Raw genomic sequence first — 26,521 nt, 5'->3', positions numbered from 1 at the left:
ATACGGATGATAAAAACTCGTCGACAACGTCACAGCCACACCGATATGCCTCGTCCGCTGAGTCATCAACGGCACCAACGGCACCGGATCATTCTTCGGCGCGTGGAATCCGTGCGCCAGCGTCGCCTCGAGTGAGTCGCCGTAGGCGTCCTCGAGCATGAGAGTGTCCTCGATGAGGATGTAGTCGAAGCCGGCGCGTTCCAGGGATGCGGCCATGTCGACGTACATGTCGGGCTTCATCCAATCCCGCCGGTTCGTACCCGCCCAAGGACTGCCCATCCACGGATCGGCGTTCCAGCGCTGCAGGCTGTATCCGGATCCGATGAACCAACCGAGATGAAACATGGTGTTGGGGAGTCCTTTCGATCGTCACCGCGGTGTCGGCGATAGCTGAGCGCGACATACCCTCGCGATGTTTGTATACAAAGTAGGCGTGGCCGGTTTCCGCCGTGTATCCACTCCGTGTACCCCGCGTGAAGAAGGACGCCGCAGCAGCGGCCGCGCCGCGCGGGTGGTCGAGCCGCGATCAGTTCTTGTCGATACGCTGGCAGTGGGCGATTCCGGCAACCCGACACCGATCGACCGCCCGCAGGAAACGGTCCCGTTGCGCCACCGCCCGGCCGCGCAACTCGGAAAACAGTCCGATCGTCACAACGACGTAACTCTGCTCCTGTTGTATACAAGCCATCAACGCTGTGCCTAGCGAATTCAGGAGATGGATGATGTTGATGCCGCTGCGACTCGGCGCCCGGAGCGCGCCACCGGTACGAATATCGCGAACGCGTTCGACGGCCGCGCTGACGGCAGTGGTGACCGCTGTCGCCCTGCTGACGACGTCGTGTGCGGGTGCAGGTGGCTCCGGCACGTCCTCGCCGACCGATGTGGTCGTGCTCGCCTCGGACGACCCGAGCACCTACACCCAGGATTCCGGCGGAACCGGTGGGCGCGGCCAGGGTTTCGTCATCGCCAACACCCAGGCGAACCTGGTTCGCAATCGCTACGTGACCGACCAGGCCACCGGACTGCTCGAACAGGACTGGGTCAATTTCGAGGGTCTGCTGGCCGAATCCTGGGATGTCAGCCCCGATGGCCTGCTCTACACCTTCCACCTGCGCAAGGGATTGCGCAGTCAGGCGGGGAACGAACTCAGCGCCGACGACGTCCTGTGGTCGATGGAACGCCATTTCAACACCGAGACCGCTGCGGCGAAATTCGTCTTCAAACCCTATGTCGACAATCTCGGCGAACAGCTCACCAAGGTCGACGACCACACGGTGGCATTGCGGCTCAAGCGATCCGGTGACGGCGTCACCGTGCTGTCGCTGCTGTCCGATATGGATACCCCGATCTTCGACTCCACGCTGTTGAAATCGAAGGCATCGGCTGCCGACCCCTATGCCGTCACCTGGACGAAAAGCAATTCCGGCACCGGCTTCGGCGCGTACAAGGTGGAGTCGCACGCACAGGGCGAATCCGTCGTCCTGACCGCCAACCCGGACTTCGCGCTCGGCGCGCCCGCGGTCAAGCGGATCACGATGCGCATCGTGGCCGACGCGGGCACCCGAGCCTCGGCGGTGCAGGCCGGAGACGCCGACATGGCGTTGGATCTGCTACCCGCGCAGCTCAACGACCTCAAGGCCAACAAGTCGGTACAGACCTTCGAGCTGGCCACCAACCAGCACATGAAGATGCCGATGATCACGTCCAAGGCACCGTTCGACAATCCGGCGGTCCGGCAGGCGATGGGCTACGCGGTGCCCTACGACCAGATCGTGGACAAGGTCTTCCGCGGCCGGGCTTCCCGGATGGGGCAGGTGCTCAGCCGCGACAGCCAGAACTACGACGGCCGAGGTGTGGAGCCGCTCGCCTACGATCCGGCCAAGGCACAGCAGATCCTGCGCGACGCCGGAATCAAACAGCCTGTGCAGTTCGCGCTGACCGTCAGCAGTGGCGTGCCCGACGCGGTCGACGCCGCCGTGGTCATCCAATCCTTCGCCAAGGACGCCGGATTCGACGTGAAGGTTAACCAGCTCTCCCCCGCCGACTACGCCGCCGGCCGCAGCACGGCGAAGTTCCAGGCCTTCCTGGACCGCGACTCGGCGATGGTCATGACCCCGCCGTACCAGCTCCGGCTGTGGACCGACCGTGGTTCACCGTTCAACTTGGCGAACTGGGAATCGGAGGCGTTCTACACCGCGATGGGAACCGCGCTGACCTATCCCGACGCGGTCTCGGTGGAGGCGATGCAGTCGTGGAACGCGGTCGAACGCGTGATGCGGGCAGAAATGCCGATGGCGTTCTTCGCCTACCTCTATCCCTCCGACGCGGTGCGCGCCGGCATCACCGGGTACGCACCGCGCAGTGACAGTGCCATCGACTTCAGCATCGTGCGCAAGGGCTGACCGGTCCAACGTGGAAAGGAACACGCAGATGAGTGAGCTGACAACGGTCGACACGCGCGGCCTGATACGGGCGATCGAGGTCGCCGCGCAGGGCAAAGCACTCGGCAACCTCGCGTTCGGCGCGGTGCTGTTCGATGATCAAGGCACCGAACTCGGCGCCGCCTACAACACCGTCAACGAAACAGGTGACTGCACAGATCATGCCGAGACCCGGCTGGTGCGGTTGCTTTCCCCCTCGGTGAGCCGCGAGCAGCTGAGCACCTCGACGCTCTACGCGAGCTGCGAGCCGTGCGCGATGTGCTCGGGTGCGATCTTCAGTGCTGGGATCGGCACTGTCGTCTTCGCCCTCGCCTCGCGGCGGTGGCGGGAAATGACCGACCAGATCACGGATTCGCGCCCGCCGAGCCTGTTGCTGACCTGCGCGGAAGTGCTCGGCGCCGGTGAGCGCACGACACTCGTACACGGTGGCTACCTCCCGGAGCACGCCGAATCCCTCTTCTGACCACCCGCCGGACCGGCGTGCCGCTGCGTGAGCAGTCGCACGCCGGTTCTTGTCGTTTGCCCTGTGGGAGTGATCCATGACCGAACTGTGCGACCTCGACCTGACCGACGTACTCGCGCTCCTCGCGTCGGGGAGGATTCGACCGATCGACCTAGTCCACGCCGTCGAAGTCCGCGTGGCGCAGACCGAGCACCGGCACCATGCGTATGCGGCACTCGATTTCGACGCGGCGGCGCGGGCCGCCGCGATCCAGATCAGTGGTCCACTCCGCGGTGTACCGATCGGGGTGAAGGACCTCTTCGATACCGTCGATTTCCCCACCCGCGCAGGGTCATCTGGGCTGAGCGGCTACGTGCCGGCGGTCGATGCCGTCGCGGTCGCCGCGTTACGCGCATCCGGCGCGATCGTGCTCGGCAAGCAGCACACTCACGAGTTCGGGTTCGGCCTGACCGAGGTGCCCACCCGAAATGCCTGGGACGCGAGCCGGTTCCCGGGTGGGTCGAGCGCGGGTGGGGCCGTCTCGGTGGCTCTGGGCACCGCCTTCGCTGCGCTCGGGACCGACAGCGGCGGATCGGTTCGCGTGCCCGCCGCCATGAACGGTGTGGTCGGCTACAAGCCGACCACCGGCCTCATCAGCTGCACGGGGATCGTCCCCGGCGCGAGTTCGCTCGAGCATGTCGGGTTCATCACCCGATCCGTCGCGGACAGCGAGGTCCTACTCCGGATCATGGTCGACGGCCAGCAGCCGTCGACAGTCCAGGGCGTCGGCCCTGATCGGGTGCGGGTCGGCGTCATCGATCTCGACAGGTTCACCGTCCATCCCGCAGTGGCCCGCGTCTACCGTGCCAGTTTGGCCGACTTCGCCACGGCGGGACTGGATCCGGTGCATGTGCCGGTGCCCGAACTTGTCGACGCGATCGAGGCGTTCAGCGTCCTCGCCGCCGCCGAGAACTACGCCGTACACCGCGAGCTCCTCGCCGCACGCCCGCACGCCTACTCGCCCGCCGTTCTGCGCGCGCTCGCCGCGGGCGCCGCTGTCGAACCGTCCGCGCTGCGCGATGCGCGGACCGCACGCGACATCGTCCGGTCCGCGGTCTCGAAAACCTTCCGCGACCACGGGCTCGCGGCGATGTGCACGCCCACGGTGGCCCTGCCCGCGGCCCGGATCGACGACTGGCGGCCGGAGACCGATCTGGCAGCGCATTGCACCTTCACCGCCCCGTTCAACCTCACCGGCCAACCCGCTGTCTCGGTGTACGCCGGATTGTCGGACGACGCGACACCGGTGGGCATCCAGTTCGTCGGCAGGCCACACCGCGACATCGAACTCCTCGAGCTGGCACGGCGATTCGAGCAGGTCAGGGCTCGCCCCCGCCCACCCGTCGCGATCGATCAGTGAAACCGCCTGCCACCACGCCGGGTCGCCAGCGCGACACAGCCGACCGAGATCGCCATCGCCATCGCCGGGAACAACGCCGCCCACCAGCGGCCGAAGGACACATCGGCGACCCCGCGCGCGATCATCGTGCCCCACTCCGGTGTCGGTGCGGGCACACCGACACCGAGGAACCCGAGACCGGCGGTCAACATGATCGCCGAACCGAAGGTGATCGAGAAGGTCTCGACTACCGGCCAGATCGTATTGGGCAGGACATGCCGGATCACGACCCCGGCCTCCCCCAGTCCGGCCTGCCGGGCCGCGTCGAGATAGGCGTCGCCACGCACCTTCAGCACTTCGGTGCGGACCAGGCGGGTCAGATTCGGTGTCAGGCCCGCCGCGACGACGAGGGTCAACGAGAGCGCGGTCGGCCCGGCGAAGGCCACCACCGCAAGGGCGAACACCATCGGCGGCAGCGAGCTCGACAGTTCGATGGCCCGCGCCAATGTGCGTGAACCACGACCGAGCAGGCTTCGGCGCTGCTCGGTCATCCCGATCAACAGCCCGCTCGCCACACCCCACGTCGAGGCGAGCACCGTGACCGCGAATCCGATCAGCAGATCGAGACGGGTGGCGACGATCGTCGCCGAGAAGACGTCGATCCCGACCGAATCGGTGCCCATCAGATGCTCGGCGCCGGGCGGCAGCGAAGGCGCGGCCACAACCTTCTGGGGATCGAAGGGTACCAGTGCCGGACCGGCCAGCGCGATCAGCACCAGCACACCCACGGGAATCCAGCGTGCGTATCGGCGTAACCAGCGCCGGTACGCACGCTCGGTCGCCGGTTGTGCGGCGACGGAGTCGACACTCATGATTCGGCCTCCACAGCTCCCGGCCGCCGGCGTGGATCCAGCAGCATGTTCGTCACGTCCACCAGCAGGAACGCGATCAAGGTCATCGCACCGACCACCACGAGGAATCCGCGAATGGCGGTGGCGTCGGCGACAGACACCGCGTCGACGACGAATTTCCCGAGCCCACCGAGCCCGAACAGCTTCTCCAGCACTATCGCTCCGCCCAGCAGCGTGCCGAGCATGGTCCCCAGCATCGACACCATGCTGGGCAGGGCCCGCCGGTAGACACTGAGCCAGATCGTCGATCGCCGCGCGCCGTAGGAGACGCGGAACAACGTGCACGGTGCGGCGATCGCGTCGTCGGTCGCGTGCGACAGCAATCGGACCAGCACCGGAGCTTGATAGAGCACCAGCGCCGAGATCGGCAGGACAAGGTGGGCGCTCATCGACGCGAGGGCGGCCGTGTCACCGGACAGCAGACAGTCCAGCAAAGGGAATCCGGTCACCCGTTCGGGTGCCGACATCAGCGGGTCGAGTCTGCCGATCGGCGCAGGAACCAGGTGCAACGTCGTGTAGAACACGAAGATCAATACGATGCCGACGACGAAATCCGGGAGCGCACCGGCGAATCCGAGATAGCCGCGCAGCACTCGGGCCACGATTCCGGTGGGGTGCGTCATCAGCCAGAAACCGAGGACCAGCGCAACCAGCACGGTGAACGCGAGTCCGACCACGGCGAGCTCCACCGTCGCCGGCAGCACCTCGAACAGCTTCTCGGTCACCGGGCGCCCGGTCGCGGTCGACTGGCCGAGGTCGAAATGCACTACACCGGTCATGAATTCACGGAACTGCGCCCAGAGGGATCGGTCGAGGCCGAGCCGCTCGCGCGCCAGCTCCAGCTGTTCTGGAGTGAGTCGTCCGCCGGTCATGGCCAGGACCGGGTCGCCGGGCAGGGCGTGGACGATGAAGAACACCACCGCGGCGAACGCGATGATCTGCACCGGCAATCCGGCGAGCCGGGCGAGCCACCATCGGTGGCGCGCCAGCCGTGCCGAGACGTCGTTCATCGAACTGTCTCCATCAGCTGTGCGGTGTAGTGATGCTCGGGCATGCGCACGACCTCGCCGGTGGCGCCCGACTCGACTACCGCGCCGCCGTGCATGACCAGCAGGTGCTCGGCGACGAAGGCGGTGGCCGGAATGCCGTGGGAGACGAAGATCAGTCCCGCTTCCTCGTCGCGGCAGTACTGGGTGAGCAGATTCAGGATCGAACCTTGCACCGAGACGTCGAGTGCGGAGACGACCTCGTCGCACAGCAGAATCGAGGGGCGAACGACGAGTGCCCGCGCGATCGCGAACCGCTGACGCTGCCCGCCGGAGACATCCCCGGGCAGCCCGTCGGCCAGGTCGGCGTCCAGCGCCAGCAGCGCCATCACCTCACGCGCCCGGTGTATCGCCGCGCGGTCGGCAAGCCCGGACAGCCGGCGCAGCGGCTGCAGGATGCTGTCGAGCAACGTACGGCGTGGGTCGAACGAGGAGGACGTGTCCTGGGCGATGTACTGGACCTCACGCCTGAACTGCCGCCGCTCACCACGCATCAATGTGGCGACGTCGCGACCGTTCCAATACAGCGTCCCCGAGGTGGGGGTATCGAGTCCGGCCAGCAACCTGCTCAGCGTCGATTTCCCCGACCCCGATTCGCCGATGATCCCGAGTCGCTCGGCGCCGGTGAAGTCGCGGGTGATCGGCTGCAATGCCGTGGTCCGATTCCGGCCGCGACCATAGCTTTTCGAGAGATCGATCGCTTGCAGGATGACATCTTTGCCCCGGGTACGCTGCTCGCTCATCGGGCCTCCAGCGGATGCCAACAGCGCACGATCGTGTCGGTGCCTGGCACCGTCGCGGCGCCGGGCATCACCTCGCAGTCGGCACTCGCGCGGGGACAGCGGAACCGGAACGGGCAACCCTGTCGCGAGATATCGGGGAACGGCACCGGAGCGGGCGCGATGGTCGGAAGTTGCTCGTCGTCCAGCTGAGCCAGTGTGGGCACGCTGGCGAACAGGGCGGCGGTGTAGGGATGGCGAGGGGTGGCCCGGATCTGTCCGGCGGCGCCTTCCTCGACGATGTGCCCGCCGTACATCACCACCATGCGATCGCAGAATCGTTGGGTCAGCTCGATGTCGTGGCTGATCATCAGCAACGCTGTGCCTGTCTCGTCGACGAGATCACGGATCAGCTGCATCGTGTCGCGGGCGAGGGAGGCATCGAGTGCGCTGGTCGGCTCATCGGCGATCAACAGGCGAGGTGAACTGCACATCGCCAGCGCGAGCATCACGCGCTGTCGCATCCCACCAGACAGCTCATAGGACCTGGACCGCAGGACACGCTCGGTATCGGGCAGGCCTACTCGGCGCAGCCAGTGTTCGGCGATGTCGCGCTGTTCGGCTCGCCCGCGCGTTCCGGCGCCGCGGATCGCAGCCTTGAACTGACTCCCGATTCGCCACACCGGATCCAGCGAGGTCATCGCGTCCTGGAAGATCATTGTCACGCCGGGTCGTCTGCGTGGAATCCGATTACCGGCGGACCCGAGTTCCATCGGAGCGCCGTCGAATTCGGCGATGCGTACCCCGACCGTCGTGTCGTGGTAGGGCAGGAAGCCTGCGATCGCCATACAGGCCGTGGTCTTTCCCGATCCGGATTCGCCGACGATCGCCACCCGATCGCCCGGTACGATCCGAATTCCGAAGTCGTCGACCGCGCGCACTCCGGTACCGGACGCGGCACGGGCCGAAAACGTCACCGACATGCCGGAGATCTCGACCAGCGGGGCAGCGGTTGTCGTCTCGATCGCGGGGGCTGACCGCGCAGTCGTCGTCGTCATGGTCGAATCACCGAGCTTTCACAGATGTCCGGGCTGGCTCTCGAATCAGCTAATCAACGATGCGTTTCGGCAATGTGGCGTGCCTGTGCGTACCCGATTACGCGACTCGAAGGAATTTCACTCCGATGCCTCGCGCAATACGGAATTAACTCACGCAATGCAGGTTCCCAAAGATATATCTCCGACCTCTGCCTACGAATTCCAGCACGGCTTAGCTCGCGGAGTTACTCTCTGTTCGTTGACCATCGATCGCGCGCTCAGGCGGGGAGCCCCAACGCTGCATTAGGCGGAGTGAGTAGGTTGTCGGGATCGTAGCGAGCGGCGAGCTCCCGTACCGTGAACCGGCTGCACCTGGATAGGCGCGTACGAAAGTGTCTGCGGTATGCGCACTTTCGAAGTTACGGTAGGCGCCGAGCGCATGGGGCCACCGTGGGGCGACTGCCTGCCCCAGCGCGCGATCGCCGTGCGGCGGGAACAGGGTCGCGGTGACGAGGACCTCGGCGCTTCGGTGCGAGTACGCCGTCGCATCGGCGGCGACGTCGTTGACCGCGCCGCCGATGCCGCGGACCTGCAGCAGCGGGCGGTTGCGATGCCCTGCGACTTCGACCAGAGCCCGGGCCGATGCCCGGGAACAGGGCGTTGGTCGTTGTCGTGGCCTGCTGGCCGAGGTTGGCGTGGATGTGGCCGGGTGGCATCAGTTCGGTGTAGCGGGCCGGCGTCATCGGGCCACGTTAGGTCCCGCGGTGCTCGTTCAGCGGCGCGAGTACCGCGGCGGCGACCCGCGGGTCCTGTTCGGCCACAACAGCGGTCATCGCGAGGATCAGGTTGCTGCCGGAGGAGGTGAGGATGCCGCTCATCGTCAGTTCGCGTGGTGCGTCGGCCATGAAGTCCGACCAGCGGCGCAGTGACGAGCCTTCCTTGTCGATCTCGATCATCACCTGGCCGACCCGGGTGCCGGGTAGGCGCATCGCCTCGATCTCGAAGTCGGTGACGACGAAGGACCCGGCGCCGCGCACTGCCCAGAACAGGTCGGGCTCGGTCGTGTCGGCGCGAACGACCTCTCCGCTGGGCAGTACCACGGTCGCGGCGCGGACGTGATCGATGGTCAGGCCGTACGTGCGGACCAGCCAACCGATTCCGCCGGCGGTGGCCAGACCTCCGACCCCGACGTTGCCGTGGTCACCGGAGCTGATCACCAGGTCGTGCGGGCTCAGGGCCGAGGCGACCTGTGACCATCGCGCGCCCGCTCCGACGCGGACCAGCCCGGAGTCGGGGTCGGTGAGGGTCACCGAGTTCAGCGAGCCGAGGTCGATAACGATGCCTCCGTTGTTGGACGCTGACCCCGAAAGTCCTTGGCCACCACTGCGAATCGATGCTGGCAGGCTCGAGGACGCCGCGTAGGGTGTCGTGCATGCCGAGGTGGTTTCGGGAGAAGTGTTCGGGCGGTTAGATCTGGGCTCTGCCTCAAGCTGACAATTGAGCAGCGGTTTCGTCGTCGTCCGACGAGGGGCTCGTCGTGCCGGGATGTCGGAGGAGCCACTGCTGATAAGTCTGGTGGCGGAACTGGTAGGCGGAGGCGTTGACGCGAAGCAGGCCACTGTCGTTCGCCCATGCGAGAAAAGTGGCGGGGTGGTCCGAAAAGTCTGCGGTGATCTTGAACAGAAGTGCGGCCAGGAAGAAGCGGACACTAGCGGACCCGGCCACGACTGCGATGATGAGCGTAGCGATGAGCGCGCCCACGAGCCCGGCCACGAGGTCGACGACGAGGCCTCCCGGCAGCCCGATCGTGGCTTTGATCACGAGCACGCTCATGAGCCCGGCCGCGATTCCGGTCGTTGCACCGTGGAAGAGCGATGACTGCAGGTCGTTGCGAATCAGCCGTCGCGCATCGGTCCCAATAGCGAGCTGATCCTCGGCGGTGGTTTCGAGCCCGGTCGTGAGCCCGAACGAGAGCCCGGTCGCGAGCCCGATCGCGAGCCCGGTCGCGAGCCCGATCGCGAGCCCGAACGTGAGCCCGAACGTGAGCCCGGCCGCGAGCCCGAACGTGAGCCCGATCGCGAGCCCGGACGCGAGACCGGACGGCCACCGCGTACGCGTAGGCACTTTCCAGGCAAAGCGCCTTGCGAGTGATCTCTGGAGCCCGGCCCCGAGCCCAAATATGAGCCCGAACGCGAGCCCGGCCGTGAGCCCGGCCGCAGGTCCGACCGCGCGCCCGACCATGAGCCCGATGACGAGCCCGAACGTGGGCCCAGCTATGAGTGCAGCGATCAGTCCATGGAGGACACGGATACGGGTGGTGCCGACGATTTCCCAGATTTCATCGAGGCGGATGGAAGTGCCGTTGCCGCCGGTGTCTCGCCGATGTTCGAGGTGACGAGCCAGGGTGCGGAGCCACTTCTCGACGTTGGTGGGGGTGTATCTGCGGTGCTGTTCGGTGTCGTGGGTGCCGGAGATCGCGGCGGGGATCTGTGCAGCGAACAATCCGTCGCGCACGGCGTAGGGGGTGGTGCAGTCGAGTAAGGTCGCAGCGGTTTGTGGTGTGCGGTGCAGGGTAGCGGCGGTCAAGCCGAGCATCCACGGGTTACGCAGCACCCCGGCCAGAGGACTGTCGGCGTATTCGGGATCGGCATGCTCGCGCACGTGGGTGATGATCTGCTCCCATGCAGGGTGTGTGGCTTCGATCCGATCCCGGTAGTCGGAGAGGTAGTCGGCGGGCTGGTCGGCGGGCAGCGGGTCGAGAGTAACAGTGGCCGCGCCGTGCAGGCCGTTGTCGCCCCCGACTTGTCTGAAGTGGGCGAATTCAGTTCTGCGACATAACACGACGACGGGGCGGTGTGCCCATTCGCGGTCGTTGAGTCGGTCCAGCAGCGCTCGGGCGCGTGCCCCGTCGGTGATGTCGTCGTCCATTTCGTCGAGGCCGTCGAGCACGGGCAGGATCATCCGGCTGTCGAGCATCTCCGCGCCGAGGACGCTCGGCAGTTGGTAGTCGAGGTTCAGCCGGTTGACCAGCCAGGATGAGAACTGCTGCGCGCCGTCCCATCCGGCGGTGTTGACCCGGACCGGTACTGGTTCGGCACTACGGAGTGTCTCGGGGTGCAGTTCGCGGCGGTGTTGGATCAGACCGCGGACAAGGTAGGTCGCGGCGACGGTCTTGCCGGCACCCGGATCGCCGAGAACAACCATGCGCCGCGGGTTGTCGAGCAGCTCGAAGTAGCTGGCGATGTCATCGACCTCGGCCGAGATCACACTCCCGGGCTGGAGCCGATCGGCGGCGGTGAACATCACGGGCATAAACGAGCCCGAGCCCTGCATCGCACGGAGCTCCTGCTGCAGCTTCAACTCAGCCTTATCCACAGCACCGGCTAGGTCCTCGGCTCGCTGCGCCAAGACACGCGCGTGCTTTTCCGGCCGCCACTTCCGATACAGCCACGCCGCTACTTTGAACAACGCTGGAAGCGAGCGCACACCACCGGGCCCCATCTCGTTCACCCGCAATAGCCTGCCACCGAACCGATTTCGACACCATACTGTCGCTCCAACAGGCACCAGCCGAAATTCGACACGCTGATGCTGACCGCCGATTCGGCCCGCTTATCGGAGGCCAGGCTCCACCGCCATCTTGACATCGCCGACGGGCCTGTGGTCGACGACCTCCCGCCAGCCCGAACTGGCCCGCCCGCACCAGAACGCCGAATGCCCCGGACTCGCAATGCGAGTCCGGGGCATTCGTGATTGGGTAATCGGCCGCGCACAGGCTCTGACACAAGCTAGATGGTTGCCGTTCCGAGTGTGGCATGCCGGGGTGGGCTGCGAAATCGGCCGTACCGGGATCACCACGGCCGGCTACGGACTGGTCTTGGCCAGAGGGCCTCAATGGCGCTAGGTCGACGGTTTGCAGTCCGGCGGCTGATGAGCGTGGGCGCAGGACACCTCGTTCAGTGGGAGTTGGACGCAGACGAGCCAGCCCGGATCTGTACGGGAGAGGACACAGAGAACCCGAGGAGCTCATCCCCGCTCGCGCGGGGAGCACCCCCGGGCCACACCGGAATCTCGGTGGTCCGGGGCTCATCCCCGCTTGCGTGGGAGCACACGATCCGATCCGCGCGTATCCAGCTGATCGCGGGCTCATCCCCGCTCGCGCGAGGAGCACAAGGTTCAGGTACGCCAGGCGGTACTGCACGAGGGCTCATCCCCGCTCGCCCGGGGAGCACCGGGCCCGCGACCACCAGCACGCTGGTGCGGCGGGCTCATCCCCGCTCGCGCCGGGGAGCACATCACTTCGCAGATGCAGCCGGACCCGGTCCAGGGCTCATCCTGCTCGCGCGAGGAGCACGATCCGCTCAACGACATGTTCGTCTCGAACCTGGGCTCACCCCGCTCGCGCGGGGAGCACTTGAGGTCGGTTCGTGCGCCGGGGCCGGGCCGGGGCTCATCCCGCTCGCGGGGAGCACCTGTCCATGATCGGCTCGGTCAACGTGGGCGAGGGCTCATCCCCGCTCGCGCGGGGAGCACCTCCGATCCCGAGCCCGGCGAGCAGCGCTCGTCGGGCTCATCCCCGCTCGCGCGGGGAGCACTGCCCGAGCGTGAAGATGTGCTCGGTGTTGGTGGGCTCATCCCCGCTCGCGCGGGGAGCACACGTTGCCGACGCCGCCGCCGTTTTTCGGGTCGGGCTCATCCCCGCTCGCGCGGGGAGCACAGACATTGGTGTAGACAACGAGATGGTACGAGGGGCTCATCCCCGCTCGCGCGGGGAGCACAAATCGACTGTCGCTTACCTGCTCTGGTTCGCGGGCTCATCCCCGCTCGCGCGGGGAGCACGGTCAGATAGAGAAACCGACCGGTTGGTGTATGGGCTCATCCCCGCTCGCGCGGGGAGCACATCGCGTTCGTCACGGCGGGCCACGCCGACGAGGGCTCATCCCCGCTCGCGCGGGGAGCACCGGCGGCGGCCAGGGTGTCGTCCACGGTGATCGGGCTCATCCCCGCTCGCGCGGGGAGCACTCGGAGGCTGCCGCGTTGCCGTGCCCTGCGTGGGGCTCATCCCCGCTCGCGCGGGGAGCACGTTGGTGGCGGCGTGACCTCGTTCAACGGCCTGGGCTCATCCCCGCTCGCGCGGGGAGCACGCTTGGAATTGGCTACAGCATACGTCTCGCTAGGGCTCATCCCCGCTCGCGCGGGGAGCACGTCTCGCCCGCACCGATCCCGCTGATGTCGGCGGGCTCATCCCCGCTCGCGCGGGGAGCACAACATCCACCCCGTCTGCGCGGTGATGTGGACGGGCTCATCCCCGCTCGCGCGGGGAGCACGCGTTGGTGATCCGGGCCTCGATGTCGACCCTGGGCTCATCCCCGCTCGCGCGGGGAGCACGATGCTCATGTGATTGCTCTCCAAATCGTGTGGGGCTCATCCCCGCTCGCGCGGGGAGCACTACGTCGAGCCGGAGATCACCCAGGTCAACCGGGGCTCATCCCCGCTCGCGCGGGGAGCACGGCCGCACAGAACAACTCGGCGAGACCTCGCTGGGCTCATCCCTGCTCGCGCGGGGAGCACAGCAGGGTCTCGGAGAGTCCTCCAGGTCCGTGGGGCTCATCCCCGCTCGCGCGGGGAGCACATGACCACACGCGACGAGTGGGGCAACTTCTGGGGCTCATCCCCGCTCGCGCGGGGAGCACCTCTTGTCCTGGACCTCCAGGATCAGTGCGCCGGGCTCATCCCCGCTCGCGCGGGGAGCACACGGCGCCATTGTCCAGTCGGCCGTCGCGCTGGGGCTCATCCCCGCTCGCGCGGAGAGCACGCAAGGCCAGACCCCTTTACGAGGCGACTAGAGGGCTCATCCCCGCTCGCGCGGGGAGCACACTAATTGACCTGCGCGTTTACAACGCAATCAACCGAATTTCATTCACTTTCAATCGTCCACCCACACCTCGGCCCTACACAATCGTCGAGGAAATCCACCGACTCGGTGGCGACCTGGCAAAGACCTCGTGGTAGCGCCATGTCCGACGAAACCTCCAGCCTACGGCTGGTCCTCATCGCCCGACCGCCCACGCTTCGCCTGATGGGCACGGCGATACCGGCTCGCCTTGCTCCAGCCCGGCCGTGCCTTCCCACCACTACCGTCACTGGTGTGCGGGCGGAGCATGAGATGGACGCCGTCGATGTCGATCGGTTCCCAATCATGGCGGTGGGTTCTGAACGCCATCCGTTGTTCGCCGCGGGTGGTGTGGATCATGATCGCTCGGCCGTCCTTGCAGAGTTCGATCACGCGCTGCCAGGCGAGATCTCGCACCCGCGCGCTGACCACCCCGACGAACACGCCAGGGCTGATCTCGAGGAACCAGCGGGTCAAATGTCCACATAGCCTGCGGGACAGGCGGTCAGGACCAGCACTACCACGGCGGGTCCTCATCGGCATAGGAGATTCCCGCTGCCAGGTTGCCCTTGCGGTCCCACAGTTCCACGACGTCGCTGTCCCATTCCTCGGCGTCGCCGTCACGGTCGGGCATGAGTAGCTCGTAGATGTCGGAACAGCAGCGGGCCAATAGGTTTCCTGCATGGACCGCGTCGCGGACTGCCCGACGGGTGATGCCTCCGATGTCGTCGCCGCCCTCGGCCGCGAGGAGTGCTGCGGCATCGAACGCCGCCGGGATCGCGTACTCGGCCTTGTACAGATCAGCCAGATCGAACACGAAGGACCGCTCGTGTCCGGTGTGGACGAACCCGAGTCCTGGAGCGCAGCCGAGCGCGACGATCACCGCATGGGCCACACCGTACAGACAGGTCGTGGCAGCCGAGAGTGCTTGATTGACCAGATCCGATCCGCCGAAGTCGTTCGGGTTGTAGTCGCGGCGTTGCCATTCGATCCCGGTGCGCTGGGCGTGCTCGCGGTCGATCCGGCGTACGCGGGCACCTTCACGCCCCCGCAGCTGCTGCATGGTCAAACCGGCGACGTCTTCGCCGGGGAACCGCATCTCATACATCTGCCGCGCGATCCGCAGGCGGCTGGCCTGATTCGACACCGCCGCCGCCTGCGCTTCGAGCAGACGGGAGCTGCGCGCCAGCGACCGGCCGTGGGCGTAGTAGCGCACGCCCCGCTCCCCCACCCACGCGACCGTCGATCCGCTTTCGGCGAGCAACATCATCGCCTGATGGGTCACCCTGGTGCCCGGCCCCAGCAATAGAGCGCCGATGGCGGCGGCGGGGATGTGGACGACTCCGCGTTCGTCGGTGGAGGTGATCGCGTTGGCGTCGCGGTGCACGGTGGCGCGTTCGATATAGATGAACGACAACCGATCCCGTGCCCGGACGAGTTCCCCGATCCGTGGCGGCCGTGTACCGGGGATGTCTTTCACGCCGGCGCCAACGTCAGCAGCCCGCAGCCGTATCCTTTCGCGCGCCCGATCCCACCGATGAGTGCTCCACGCAGTGCTTGCGGGTCGGTGACCTGCAGAGTGCCTTCGAACGTGGCAGTCGAGAGCGACACCTTCTGTGCATGCCGTTGGAAGGTCACCGATCTGCGGTCGGTGATGACGACATCGGGTTCTTTGCTGTCGCCGCTGACGCATTGCCCGAGCTCGAAACCGTGGTCGATGGCTTTGCGCTGCAGCCATTGCAGTTGGCCTTCGGCATCGAGACCGGTGGTTCGGCCGCGTTCGCTCGGGTCGTTGCGGTCGCGGTCCATGGCTCGGCGCACGGGATTGGCGGTGAGCCGGAAGTGCCACCGCTGCCCCGCGGCCAGGTCGTCGAGCAGGTCTCGGTAGTCACGGGTCGCCCAGGTGCTGGTGGTCGGCCACCCTGCCTGTTCGACCACATGGGTGAAGTCCGGCCGCGTCGGGGAAACGACGTAGAGGTGAATGGTGTTCTCGGAGCGGTCGATCCGCCACAGCACACGCCCGCCGCCGACCAGACCGGTGCCGTCGGTGTGGTCGGAGGGTGGGAAGGAGGCCAGGACCGCGGCGTGGGTGACCTGGGGTGAGGACAGGAACAGGCGGGTGCCTTGGCGCGCGGGGTTGAGGGGAATTCGCGACAGGTACATCAGGCGCCTCCCAGCGCGGCGAACGGGTCGTGAGGCTTGGTGGTGGTCTTGGTCGCTGCGATTCCGGCGCTGGCACGGTGATCGTGTTCCCGTCGTTGGGTGTTCTTCGGTGCCGGTGGGGATTCGCGGTAGTCGATGAGCGCGTCGAGGTAGCTGGTTCCGAGGCCGGCGCACAGCGTCGCAGGCAGTTCGTGGGTCGTGTGCCATGTGGTGTGGGGCTGGTAGGCGCGCGGACCTGCGAAGCTCAGCGGCTGTGCAGGCTGGGTGTATCTGCGCACAGGCGCTGTACCTTCGGGCGGATGCTCGGTGATGAATTCGACTGTCACCGAGTCGGCATCGCGTGGCTTCTCTCTTGCCAGCGGCACTGTCGCGAACAGTGCGGTGGCCGGGTCGCTGTCGCGGGTAATCAACAGCGGGCCCGCAGGTGGGCATGATCGGCGGCCGAGGTGGACTCCGAAGGTCGGGGCGTGAAGAGCGGTCTCGAGAGCGGTGATCAGCTCGTCGTCGCTGCTGCTGACCGCCACGGTGAAAGCGGCATCGGACAGGTAATACCGTTCGGAGATGATCGTCGTCTTGCCTTCAGCTCGGCGTCCGCCGCCGGCCGTCGGCGGTGTCTGCTCGCGGGGTCGACCGCCGCCGACAGTGTGGAAGTCAGCGATCGACTGCCCGCTTCGGTCGACTCTGATGGTGAATTCGAGGCTGCTGAAGCGGTCCAGTGGCTGGTGTCGGTCGTGTCCCAGCGCCGCGCCCAGAAGGCCGATCAAACCGGACCGGCTGGGGTGCGGCAACGTTTCGCGAACGTTCCAGTGAGAGCGTGTTCCCCACGACTGCATCGGCCCTGACAGCCGCAGCACGAGTCCGCTCATACTGCGGCCTTGGCTGCCATCGCGTCGCGGACGGCTTCCGAGGCGTGGGCGGTCAGGTCGGCCAGCGAGGCGTAGTAGGTGCCGAGCCCGTTGGTGTCGATATCGGTTGTGCCGGAATGCCCGGACCACGATCCCTGGTCTCCCAGAAAGCGGTGCAGGCGTTGGGTGTAGTTGTCGAGTGTGGAGATGGCGCGGTCGAGGTAGCCGTCACCGTTGGTATAGATGGGTTTTTCGAATCCACCGGCCAGCGACATCGGTGCTGCGCGCACCGCGAGATACACCAGGTCCGGGGCAGTGTGCGCGGCGGTGGAGTTGGCCTTGCCCGATGGCACGACCGTCAGGAACGTTCTGGTCCATGCCTCGACAACCTCGAGTGCGGTCTCGAAGTCACCGAGCTGGTCGACGAACTGGGCGATATTGACCGTGCAGTATCGGTAGAACGTCCCGGAGGCGAATTCGGCGGTCGCGAGATGGCCGGCCCCGGAGTTGGGCGCGAGGTCGTCGACTGCGGTGAAGTAGTCGAAGTCCGGGGCTGCCTCGTGCACGGTGAAGGCATGTGCTACCTGAGTTGCCCCGTCGACGGTGTGTTCAGGGGTGTCAGCGAGCATTCGTCCGAGCAGCGCAATCGTGGAACTCCGCTGATTGAGGATCTGAGAGACCGGTCGGGCGAGCGAGGACACCGCGGCCTTGGTGGCGGCGACCTTGGCTTCTTTGTCCGCTTTCGAGAGCCGTTTCGGTTTGCCCGCGGCGTCGAGTTCGGGCAGGGGAAGGGCGGTGATCAGTTCGCGGTGTTCGTTGGCCAGATCCGCCAGGTCTAGGGTCACCGTGGACGGCAACCACAGCAGGACTTTGGTGATGTCGGTATCGTCCTCGGCGGTCAATCCGTACGCTTCGACAAGGGCGCGTCCTGCCCGGCGGGCATCATCGGGTGACCAGCCTTGTTCGACGAGCAGTGTCTGAACTTCGACGGCGATCTGACGTGTGCGCACCGTCGGTGAGTCGATGCGGCGTTCGAGTTCCAGCCGTGCTGCGCGTTTCCAGCTCTGACTGGAGACCCGGATTCGTTGAGTTCCGCCGTAGATGCAGCTCTTGGGACTTCCGAGTCCGTCTCTGTTGACGTTGGAGTAGGGCAATGTGTGCAGCGCGTGGATATCGAGGAACACCTGGTTCCCTTTCTCTGATGTGGTGACGAGCTGGTGCGGCACGACCGATCGCTGGTGGCCGATCATTGTGGGGCCAGGGATGTTTCAACGTCCTGGTCGAGGCTTTGTGTGCGGTAGAAGGCCTGCAGCCACCGGCGGGCGGTGTCGTTGCGGTACCGAGGCCACCGGTTCGCGTCCTGCAGCAGAGCGGCGAAATCGACTGCGACGTCGTCGCTTCGCATCGGAACCACGATGCGGGTGAGCATTCGACACAGTGCCCCTGCGGGCTGGCGGCTCAACAGGTGGACCGAGGATTCACGAGTATTGGCGGCGACCGCGGTGTAGCGGGCGATGCTGGCGCCGATATTTCCTGGCGCCGTGGCCGGAATCGCACCCGCAGGCCTGTGCGCGATCAGCGATGCCACCGTGTAGCGGACAGCTTCTTCGTGCGGCTTGCTGCTGGTGGTCCACGGAGCCAGATAGGCGTGCATCCGGTCGGCGCGCTCGACCGGGCGGCCGAGCCCTGATCGCAACGCCGCACGAACACCGAGGTCGTCGGTGAGGTCGGCGATGTATTCGACGAACTTGATGTTGCCTGGGGCTGCCGTCACTGGTCTTCCTTCGCTGGAGGGTTCTTCTTGGCGACGAATCGACGCAGGTAGGTGACGACACCTGCGGTTTCGCGGGCGACCGCGGGATGGTGGCCGAGGTGTCTGGTGGCAGCGTCGACGGCCCGCAACGCCGGCCCCAGGAACGCCTGATAGGTCCGGTCGAATCGGCGCTGCTCGAGGAGCTGCCAGAACAAGGCCTCCGACTCGGGCCAATAGTAGGCTTGCGCTGGAGCAATCCACGGGATGTCGTCCTGCCTACGCGCCGAGGAACTTCCCGTCCCGAGATTCCGGTAGGCCCGCCGCAACGCGGTGCACAGCACATCGTGAACATCTTCTGCCGCCGCATGAAGTTCGGCGGCGCCATCGGCGGCATCGGGATCGTTCTCGTAGGACCACCGCAGCAACTCCGGTGTAGTTGCGGTGAACACCAACCGGTCTGTGGACTGTCGATCCTGGTCCCAGCCGTGCACGCGGACTCGTAGCGCCGATTGCCAGTCGATAGGCAGGGTCGAGGTCGCCGAGAGGACCGCCGGTCGGCGCTGGCCTTCCCGGTCGGCGAGCAAGGCATCCAGATCACGCCAAACTGCTCGTGCAGCCTGTGCTGAGCGCGCCCGCCAGGTGTCGTTGACCCGGTCCTGGATAGTGTAGGGATCGGCGATCGGCAGGTGACGGTCTTTGCTGGACCAGGTCAAGTAGCAGCCACACACCGACTTCTCGTCGTCCGTGGGGACCATCAGAACGGCATGACGGGATTGGCCGGTGAGGAGTCCGCCTGGCCAGGTCGCCTCCGGCGGCTGGGCGAGTGGGTCGTGTCGGTTGCGTACTTCCCAGGGAGCAAGGTCGTCGCCGGCTCCCTGCGCAGTGCCGGGGGAGGGAATTCCGGCGATCAACGTCTCGAACAAGTTGCGGCCCAGGGGGTAGAAGCTCACGGTTCCGCGTAAAGGGCCAGCCGACATGTGCTGGTTGCTCACCGGCCCGACCGTGCGGGTCCCGCCGGTGCCACCGGAGCCGTACCAATGATGGGCCAGCAGGCATTGCAGCGCATACGGTGCCGCAATGTCGGGGGCATGTGTGTTGGAGGTGTGCTGCCACCAGATCGGTGTGTTGTCGGCCGGTCTGGTCGGATCCAACACATTGACCGGCTTCCGTTGTGCTTGCTCGGTCAAACGCGAGTCTTGCAGCCACGGCCACACCGGGTCGAACAGATCCCAGCGCCCGTCCAGGTCCGGTCGATTCAGGTACCCGTCGATCGCGTCGACTGCGAATTGACCCGACTCCGCGACGTCGAGTCGGCGTTCCTCGAACTCGGGTCGAGTCGTCGCCTTGTCGAGGCCGGTGATCCTCGCCGCGATCGTGAACAACACGCGCAGCATCCCTGCGGCGGCCGGCGGGCTCGTCATGGCGAGGTCGGCACAGAGGTGTGCATTCACCAGCAGTTCACGCAAGCCCACCCATTCCACATCGTCTTGGCCGGAACCTGCGGTTGCCGAGGCGAACACAGGAATCGCGGGTTCGACACGAAGATCAAAGGGCATCGGAGAGACCTTCTTTCACCAGGCCGAGCTCAGGGTCGAGATACAAGCCGCCATGCCGCGGAGCAGGCAACAAGTAGGTGTTGACCAACGGTGTCTTCTTCCACCGCGTTCGGTACGGGTTGTCCCACCCGCGAACCCAGCCGAGTGGGCACCGCACCGACGCCGCGATCACGGTCATCACGTCACTGTCGCTGAGACTGCCGACAGGGAACGGGATGCGATGGTCCGCGTCGAGCCAATGCCTGCCGTCGGTGTCGGTGTACTGCGGTATCAGCCAGACATTGTCGACACCGAGGCGCGTCGAAGCGTCCACATCGTCCTCGACAACAAGTGGATCGGTCAGCTCGATCAGATCCCCGAGATGGTGGGGCGCCGGAATCGTGACGAACCCAGCCATCGACTTCCGCTCGAGCGCTGTTGAATTGCGCTTACTCCACGCAGTCGCCTCAGCGCTGTCGATGGGGGGCAGGTCGCGGTTGTGTACTTGCTGGACCAATTGATCCACGCCATCGGGGACGAGCAGGTCCAATCCCAGCGGTGCGAGCAGCCGTCGCGTCGCGGCGAGTTCGTACTCCGGGTAGATGCTGAGCCACTCGGGTGGGAAGCCGGCGATCTCGGGGTCGAGCACTACCAGTGTCGGCTTCGACACCCACTCCGGCCGGGTATAGCCAGAGTGCCGCCACACCCGGCCCAGACGTTGGATCAGCTGCGCGACCGGCACCAAATCACTGATGACCAGGTCGAAGTCCACGTCGAGTGACTGTTCGAGAATCGTGGTCGTTACAACGATTCCACGCTCGGGCCGCCCATGCTGTTCCGTGGGATGCTTGCCGAACCTGGTGATGACTTCGGTTTCGATCTGCAGCCGCTGTTGGTAAGGGAAGCGAGCATGTAGCAGCCAGAGCGGGGTGGCCCCTGAGGGGGCTCCACCGGGTGAGTTCAGTGCCGTCTTGATCTGTTCGAAGGTGCGTTGCGCGGAGGCCACTGTCGAGCACACCACCGCGACACACCCCCGCGATGCCACCGCGGATTGGAGGTGACCGAGGATGCGGTCGACCCGGCTTCCCGGTCGATACCGGCAGTAGTCGATGCGGGTGGGCCGTCGGCCGAAGGCGCGCATCGGGGACACCGAGTCCTGGGCCGGGCGTTGAACCATTCCGTCGGCTCCGACGTACAGCCAGCCGGGATAGGGCAGTTCTTCCAGGGCGCGCGATGCGGCGTCGTGGAGATGGCCGAGATAGGAGGCCGCCAGTTCGCGGGTGATGTGGCGGGGCAGTGTCGCAGAGATCATGATCACCGGTACCCCGAGGAAACCGCACCACGACAGCAGGCGGGCGAGCAGCGTGAGCATGTACGGGTCAGCGGCATGGACCTCGTCGACGACCAAAGTCTTGCCCAGCAGCCCCCACAGACGGAGCATGTTGAACTTCGTCGCCAGTGCCGCGAGCAGCACCTGGTCGACGGTGACTACCGACATGCCCGCCAGTAGGGGCTTACGTGGACCGTTCAACCAGCCCATCACGACATCATCGGCGCAATAGTCACGGTAAGGCTCGAAGAACGCACTCATCGTATGAGCCAGCGTCACAGGACGATCCGAGGAGGCGGCCGCGCCCGCGAAAGCCGTTCCGCGCATCCACATCGCATTGGTGGTTGCCTGGGTAGGCAAGCACATGATCATTCCCGGGCGCCCGGTCGCGACTCCGAATCGATGCACGCCGACGAAAGCGGCTTCGGTCTTCCCTGATCCAGTGCCAGCGGTGATCACCAGCAATCCAGGACCGGGCGGATGGAAGTCATGCTCGATCGATCGTTGCAACGGATTCGCCGGACCCCCGACCAGCAACTCGATCGACACCAGATCAGCCAGGTTGGGCACCCCCAACCCCAAGTCCGGCAGCCGCCTTCGCATCGACGAGATGGTCTGGCGCCAGCGCTGTATGGGATCGGCGGGCGCCGACAGCTGAGAGGTCTTGATCCATTCGGTGTCGCTGGCGATCCAGTCGGCCAAGATGACGAAACCCGCCAGAACACCAGCTAGAGAGCCACCGATGCGCTCCGGGATCGTCGGGTCACCCAACACCGACCGCAGACCGTCGACAAGCTCACGCCGACTCTGATGAAACGCCGTACCGCCGAGTTTGGTTTCCTGACGAGGGGTGCGTCTGCCGAGTGCACCCTTGTCACACACCTGGAACACACCATGGTGCCCGCCGAGGAGCTCCGCCATCCGATACGGGCTCGACCGGACCGAGATTCGATGCTCCCGGCCGGAGTAGCTAAGCAATTCCGGCAACGTCAAATAGGTGACAGTGGCGTGATGAATCCAACCCACCGCGTTCCGCGGAGGATGCTGGTTCTGAAAGCACGGGCAGGCCTTGCCGACATCGTGCAAGCCAGCCAAGAACGCCACGAACCGGCGCGCGTCCTCCGGGCTCAATCGGAGCTGACCGCTGATCCACTCACGCACTCCGGCAGGTAGATGCACATCCCACAACACATGAGCCGCTGCAGCCGTGTCGTGCAGATGCCACTTCAGCGGGTATGAGCGCGGCAGTCCCGACCGCTTACCCCAGAGGTCAGCCACAGCGCCACGATCGGACGCAAACACTCTGGGGCGCAGGGCATACTCCGGCTGCTGAGAGACACGGTCTCACGATGTGACAACCCGTGGACAACCAACGCTCCGCTCTCGTGCCGCGAGATATCACGTCCGCCAGCAGTATTCGCGTGCGCTGCTGCACACATGTCCGAGCCACCGCAAGAATAACCACTGCTCCCCCTTCGCGAACCCGCCCAGTCAACGCGACTGCCGACCTTACCCACGACTGGTGACACATACACTCCCCCAGCGAAACTCGTCGAAAACCCGCTACCACGCGTGGTGCCGTAATCGACGACTGGGCAGAAGGTGGTGCACTGGATACAAGCTCCGTTCGCCTGGGAAAGCACTTGGCGCAGGACGGCAGTAGTCGTGAGCGGACTCATCCCCGCTCGCGCGGGGAGCACACTCCGGGACCCGACGCGCGATCACCGGCAGAGGGCTCATCCCCGCTCGCGCGGGGAGCACGGGTTCCGGGATGCCGAAGGCAAGGCGATGCAGGGCTCATCCCCGCTCGCGCGGGGAGCACCTTGCGCCGTGTTCGCGGTATGGATGCCGGTGGGGCTCATCCCCGCTCGCGCGGGGAGCACCGTGTCACCCGGACCGCGATCACCTTCGGTTGGGGCTCATCCCCGCTCGCGCGGGGAGCACACGTTCGATAGCTTGCTCGTGCTTTTCTACTAGGGCTCATCCCCGCTCGCGCGGGGAGCACGCCAATCGTTGAGATCGAGCCCGTGCAGGACCGGGCTCATCCCCGCTCGCGCGGGGAGCACTCCAGCAGTCGATCGGCGCCGGCGCCGCAGGTGGGCTCATCCCCGCTCGCGCGGGGAGCACCCGTCGCCACTCCGGCGCGGCACCGCGGTTCGGGGCTCATCCCCGCTCGCGCGGGGAGCACGGACGAGGACCGCAGCCATGTGTATGTGGTCGGGCTCATCCCCGCTCGCGCGGGGAGCACCTGCCCGGGTACGGGCCCGTGTCGGCGGTCCAGGGCTCATCCCCGCTCGCGCGGGGAGCACGCGAGCAGGCGGTCCATCGTCGGGTCGACGTAGGGCTCATCCCCACTCGCGCGGGGAGCACGGGCGCGAGCGCGCGGCAGACACGGCACTCCCGGGCTCATCCCCGCTCGCGCGGGGAGCACAAAGGTTGCGTGCAGACCGCGATCGACGGGTTCGGCTCATCCCCGCTCGCGCGGGGAGCACTTGACCGACACCGCGGGCGGGTTCCTGGTGCCGGGCTCATCCCCGCTCGCGCGGGGAGCACGTGGACTGGCTGATTCCGGGCTCGACCAGCGAGGGCTCATCCCCGCTCGCGCGGGGAGCACGCCGGACCCAGGCGTCGCCGATGTCGCCGAGCGGGCTCATCCCCGCTCGCGCGGGGAGCACCTTCGTACCCGACCCGCCCATCTGGTCGAGAAGGGCTCATCCCCGCTCGCGCGGGGAGCACGCTTCGATGTCCTCTGCCAGCTGATGGAACTCGGGCTCATCCCCGCTCGCGCGGGGAGCACCAGCGCGAGGCGCACCGCGCGTTCCGCGGTGAGGGCTCATCCCCGCTCGCGCGGGGAGCACTCGAAGCCGTATTCGTCGACGAGTTCGGGCCGGGGCTCATCCCCGCTCGCGCGGGGAGCACCCAGGCATCATCTTCGGCGGCGGGACGCTGGCGGGCTCATCCCCGCTCGCGCGGGGAGCACATCACGCACGGCTGGCCAGTGTCGGTGCTGTATGGCTCATCCCCGCTCGCGCGGGGAGCACGCCACGGTGCGGGTGGATGTGATCCTGGAACCGGGCTCATCCCCGCTCGCGCGGGGAGCACCTTCTTAACCTGCAGGTTTACACGCCAAACACCCGATTTACATTCACTTTCCACCACCAGCCTCCAACATACTTCGGCCCTGTCCCGCCATCTATTGCGGATCCCATAAGACCCCAAAGCACACCCATCTTGACTGACCGCAGAAGCCTGGCTCCGGCCGGAGTCGAGCGCCACGAGGACCCCGAACGTCCACACCCCGGCCACAGCAGACCCGAGCGCAGCAGATTCTTGCGTGTTCCTCCGCCTGACATCGAGTGGCAGAGTTGCCCAGCCGGATCTGTGCTGCACGGAGCGGCGATCAAGTCGTCGCCAACTCACAGATACTGGCGAAGTCACCCAATCTCGGGTTTCCTGGAGGGGAAGAGCCATTGATCGGGCAGACGAATAGGCGCCCGATGCACTACCTGGATGTTTCACGACTCACGGAAGCCGGCCAGCCACTGCGATCGACGAGGCCTGCGGCCGTGTCCCTTTCAACACGGCCGCAGGCCGTGGCTGTCGTAGTTGAGGGGAACCCTGCACGGCGAGCTTCCTCACGTACCGCAGACCTCGAATGCTACGAGGAGATCATCGGCCGGGAGTACGGCTGCGCGCACGGCTCGCCTCACAACCCTCGTCTCAAGGCAATCCGCGATGTCACGGCGTAGCCCGAAACGCAGTTCGAACCCAAGCCGCTATGTATCCATCAAGTTCGCCGCCGAACGAGCTGGGGTCAGTACCGACACCATCCGAAGGATGATCGCGGACGGCGCACTTCCCGCGTACAGGTTTCGCGGCCAGATCCGGATCGCGCTCGAAGACATCGACGCGGCGATGCGACCGATCAACTGACATTGCACCGCAGAGCCCACCTTCTCGCGCATCCAAACAAATTGAGCTGTGACGCGAATCACGATCCAGTGAGGTGCGCGCGAGTCAGCAGCACGGCATGACAGAAGCTTCGGGCCCCCGACGTGAGCCCGCTATTGCACGTATATTGCACGAAAAAAGCAGGCCATCGCCAATAAGGCCCTGACCTGCGGTTTTAGAGTGGTCCCAGCTGGTTTCGAACCAGCGACCTTCCGCGTGTGAGGCGGACGCTCTCCCGCTGAGCTATGGGACCGAACACTGTGTCGAGAGGTTTTGGAGGGCCTCTCGAACGAGATGGAACATTAGCACGGTGCACCCGGGTGACACCAAATCGCCTCGTGAACGGGGGCTTCGGGGTCCGAAGCCTGTTCTGTGGACCGCCGCGTATGCGCGAACACAAAGCCAGGCTACAGCGGGTGAATGTTTGATGCGCATATCTACGTTTCTTCATGGTCGAGGTCGACCCATCAGAGGCGACGCCACCGGGAGGCGGCCGTCCAGCTAGCGCACATCTGCCGAGGCGTCTCCGACCACCGCGTCGCGAGCGGCAGCTCGATCGCGAGCTCGCCCGCCCGGGAAGTCCGACCTCCAGCCGCAACCGTCACGGACGATTCGGCGCGCATCCACCGCCGCCACACCCCTGCCGACGACCGAACAACACCCCTGTAATTCACATTTAGGCCCATCTACCAGCCGATTTGTAGTCTGCGCCGACCGTCGGCTAATGTTTTCCTCGCACCACGGAGAGCAGCCAAGCCGCAAGGCAGACAGCCTCCGGAAGTGCGAATGCGGATGTAGCGCAGTGGTAGCGCATCACCTTGCCAAGGTGAGGGTCGCGGGTTCAAATCCCGTCATCCGCTCGAGAGGTAGGTTAGACATTCATGTCCATCCTCCTTTGCGCGGTGGAGTGGCCGAGTGGTGAGGCAACGGCCTGCAAAGCCGTGCACACGGGTTCGATTCCCGTCTCCACCTCGCGCGATTAGCTCAGCGGGAGAGCGCTTCCCTGACACGGAAGAGGTCACTGGTTCAATCCCAGTATCGCGCACCACAAGAAGG

General features: G+C 66.0%; 18 protein-coding genes, 4 tRNA genes, 1 pseudogene and 2 CRISPR repeat arrays. Of the genes and pseudogenes, 7 read left to right on the top strand and 16 right to left on the bottom strand.

All coding sequences use genetic code 11. From position 1 onward, the window contains the following. Positions 1–345: pseudogene (locus ACFVW6_RS21735) on the bottom strand (FMNH2-dependent monooxygenase); the annotation flags it as partial. Between the two features lie 464 nt (positions 346–809). Between ACFVW6_RS21735 and ACFVW6_RS21730 the strand changes: the two are divergent. The 3 genes from ACFVW6_RS21730 (at position 810) to ACFVW6_RS21720 (ending at position 4,303) form a co-directional block, all read left to right on the top strand. Next, positions 810–2,402, top strand: a complete 1,593-nt coding sequence (locus tag ACFVW6_RS21730) for an ABC transporter substrate-binding protein (protein WP_378831015.1) — start codon at positions 810–812, stop codon at positions 2,400–2,402. Positions 2,403–2,430: 28 nt separating this feature from the next. Beyond that, positions 2,431–2,904 carry a nucleoside deaminase gene (locus ACFVW6_RS21725; RefSeq protein ID WP_378831017.1) on the top strand — a complete coding sequence of 158 codons (474 nt, stop codon included), beginning with the start codon at positions 2,431–2,433 and terminating at the stop codon, positions 2,902–2,904. 76 nt (positions 2,905–2,980) lie between these two features. Further along, positions 2,981–4,303, top strand: a complete 1,323-nt coding sequence (locus ACFVW6_RS21720; RefSeq protein ID WP_378831019.1) for an amidase — start codon at positions 2,981–2,983, stop codon at positions 4,301–4,303. Here ACFVW6_RS21720 and ACFVW6_RS21715 read toward each other — a convergent pair. The 14 genes from ACFVW6_RS21715 to cas3 all read right to left on the bottom strand — a co-directional run bounded on the left by ACFVW6_RS21715 (position 4,297) and on the right by cas3 (position 22,792). Beyond that, entirely contained in the window at positions 4,297–5,154 is an 858-nt protein-coding gene (locus ACFVW6_RS21715) for an ABC transporter permease (RefSeq protein WP_378831021.1), read from the bottom strand. The genes ACFVW6_RS21720 and ACFVW6_RS21715 overlap by 7 nt on opposite strands. Beyond that, positions 5,151–6,203: an ABC transporter permease gene (locus ACFVW6_RS21710; protein WP_378831023.1), complete on the bottom strand. Its 1,053-nt coding sequence runs from the start codon at positions 6,201–6,203 to the stop codon at positions 5,151–5,153. The genes ACFVW6_RS21715 and ACFVW6_RS21710 overlap by 4 nt, the downstream gene beginning before the upstream one ends. Then, complete coding sequence (locus ACFVW6_RS21705; protein ID WP_378831026.1) at positions 6,200–6,982, bottom strand: ABC transporter ATP-binding protein; 783 nt, start codon at positions 6,980–6,982, stop codon at positions 6,200–6,202. The genes ACFVW6_RS21710 and ACFVW6_RS21705 overlap by 4 nt, the downstream gene beginning before the upstream one ends. Then, on the bottom strand, positions 6,979–8,016 hold the full coding sequence (locus ACFVW6_RS21700; RefSeq protein WP_378831028.1) for an ABC transporter ATP-binding protein: 1,038 nt from the start codon (positions 8,014–8,016) through the stop codon (positions 6,979–6,981). The genes ACFVW6_RS21705 and ACFVW6_RS21700 overlap by 4 nt, the downstream gene beginning before the upstream one ends. Before the next feature lie 731 nt (positions 8,017–8,747). Continuing rightward, on the bottom strand, positions 8,748–9,500 hold the full coding sequence (locus tag ACFVW6_RS21695) for an FAD-binding oxidoreductase (RefSeq protein WP_387792579.1): 753 nt from the start codon (positions 9,498–9,500) through the stop codon (positions 8,748–8,750). After that, the gene (locus ACFVW6_RS21690) at positions 9,481–11,505 is read right to left on the bottom strand and encodes a hypothetical protein (RefSeq protein WP_378831029.1); all 2,025 of its coding nucleotides are present in this window, start codon (positions 11,503–11,505) and stop codon (positions 9,481–9,483) included. The genes ACFVW6_RS21695 and ACFVW6_RS21690 overlap by 20 nt, the downstream gene beginning before the upstream one ends. Positions 11,506–12,015: 510 nt before the next feature. Next, a CRISPR array of direct repeats spans positions 12,016–13,871; the repeat unit is 29 nt; unit sequence GGGCTCATCCCCGCTCGCGCGGGGAGCAC. A 161-nt stretch (positions 13,872–14,032) separates the two neighbouring features. Further along, positions 14,033–14,365, bottom strand: a complete 333-nt coding sequence (cas2e, locus tag ACFVW6_RS21685) for a type I-E CRISPR-associated endoribonuclease Cas2e (RefSeq protein WP_378831031.1) — start codon at positions 14,363–14,365, stop codon at positions 14,033–14,035. A gap of 40 nt (positions 14,366–14,405) precedes the next feature. Beyond that, positions 14,406–15,368, bottom strand: a complete 963-nt coding sequence (gene cas1e / locus ACFVW6_RS21680) for a type I-E CRISPR-associated endonuclease Cas1e (RefSeq protein WP_378831033.1) — start codon at positions 15,366–15,368, stop codon at positions 14,406–14,408. After that, positions 15,365–16,051 carry a type I-E CRISPR-associated protein Cas6/Cse3/CasE gene (gene cas6e / locus ACFVW6_RS21675; protein WP_378831036.1) on the bottom strand — a complete coding sequence of 229 codons (687 nt, stop codon included), beginning with the start codon at positions 16,049–16,051 and terminating at the stop codon, positions 15,365–15,367. The genes cas1e and cas6e overlap by 4 nt, the downstream gene beginning before the upstream one ends. Continuing rightward, positions 16,051–16,917, bottom strand: coding sequence for a type I-E CRISPR-associated protein Cas5/CasD (gene cas5e, locus ACFVW6_RS21670; protein WP_378831038.1), 867 nt, complete (start codon positions 16,915–16,917; stop codon positions 16,051–16,053). The genes cas6e and cas5e overlap by 1 nt, the downstream gene beginning before the upstream one ends. Further along, the gene (cas7e, locus tag ACFVW6_RS21665) at positions 16,914–18,146 is read right to left on the bottom strand and encodes a type I-E CRISPR-associated protein Cas7/Cse4/CasC (protein ID WP_378831040.1); all 1,233 of its coding nucleotides are present in this window, start codon (positions 18,144–18,146) and stop codon (positions 16,914–16,916) included. The genes cas5e and cas7e overlap by 4 nt, the downstream gene beginning before the upstream one ends. Further along, positions 18,143–18,670: a type I-E CRISPR-associated protein Cse2/CasB gene (gene casB, locus ACFVW6_RS21660; RefSeq protein WP_378831042.1), complete on the bottom strand. Its 528-nt coding sequence runs from the start codon at positions 18,668–18,670 to the stop codon at positions 18,143–18,145. Before casB ends, cas7e begins: the two co-directional genes overlap by 4 nt. Next, entirely contained in the window at positions 18,667–20,205 is a 1,539-nt protein-coding gene (casA, locus tag ACFVW6_RS21655) for a type I-E CRISPR-associated protein Cse1/CasA (protein WP_378831044.1), read from the bottom strand. Before casA ends, casB begins: the two co-directional genes overlap by 4 nt. Continuing rightward, positions 20,195–22,792 carry a CRISPR-associated helicase Cas3' gene (gene cas3, locus ACFVW6_RS21650; RefSeq protein WP_378831046.1) on the bottom strand — a complete coding sequence of 866 codons (2,598 nt, stop codon included), beginning with the start codon at positions 22,790–22,792 and terminating at the stop codon, positions 20,195–20,197. Before cas3 ends, casA begins: the two co-directional genes overlap by 11 nt. Positions 22,793–23,185: 393 nt before the next feature. Then, a CRISPR array of direct repeats spans positions 23,186–24,616; the repeat unit is 29 nt; unit sequence GGGCTCATCCCCGCTCGCGCGGGGAGCAC. Between the two features lie 633 nt (positions 24,617–25,249). Here cas3 and ACFVW6_RS21645 point away from each other — a divergent pair. Next, positions 25,250–25,447, top strand: a complete 198-nt coding sequence (locus tag ACFVW6_RS21645) for an excisionase family DNA-binding protein (RefSeq protein ID WP_378831050.1) — start codon at positions 25,250–25,252, stop codon at positions 25,445–25,447. Positions 25,448–25,646: 199 nt separating this feature from the next. On the opposite strand, the gene ACFVW6_RS21640 is transcribed toward ACFVW6_RS21645, so the two are convergent. Then, positions 25,647–25,718, bottom strand: a tRNA-Val gene (locus tag ACFVW6_RS21640). Between the two features lie 535 nt (positions 25,719–26,253). On the opposite strand from ACFVW6_RS21640, the gene ACFVW6_RS21635 reads away from it, so the two are divergent. From ACFVW6_RS21635 to ACFVW6_RS21625, 3 genes are all read left to right on the top strand, one after another. Continuing rightward, positions 26,254–26,325: transfer RNA gene (locus ACFVW6_RS21635), tRNA-Gly, on the top strand. A gap of 41 nt (positions 26,326–26,366) precedes the next feature. Further along, positions 26,367–26,437 (top strand) — tRNA-Cys (locus ACFVW6_RS21630). Between the two features lies 1 nt (position 26,438). After that, positions 26,439–26,513, top strand: a tRNA-Val gene (locus ACFVW6_RS21625). Positions 26,514–26,521: the final 8 nt, after the last annotated feature.

The organism is Nocardia sp. NPDC058244 (genome assembly GCF_042882065.1).
Classification (GTDB): domain Bacteria; phylum Actinomycetota; class Actinomycetes; order Mycobacteriales; family Mycobacteriaceae; genus Nocardia.
The sequence above is the reverse complement of the archived record's forward strand: the minus strand, read 5'-3'. Positions and strand labels throughout refer to the sequence as shown.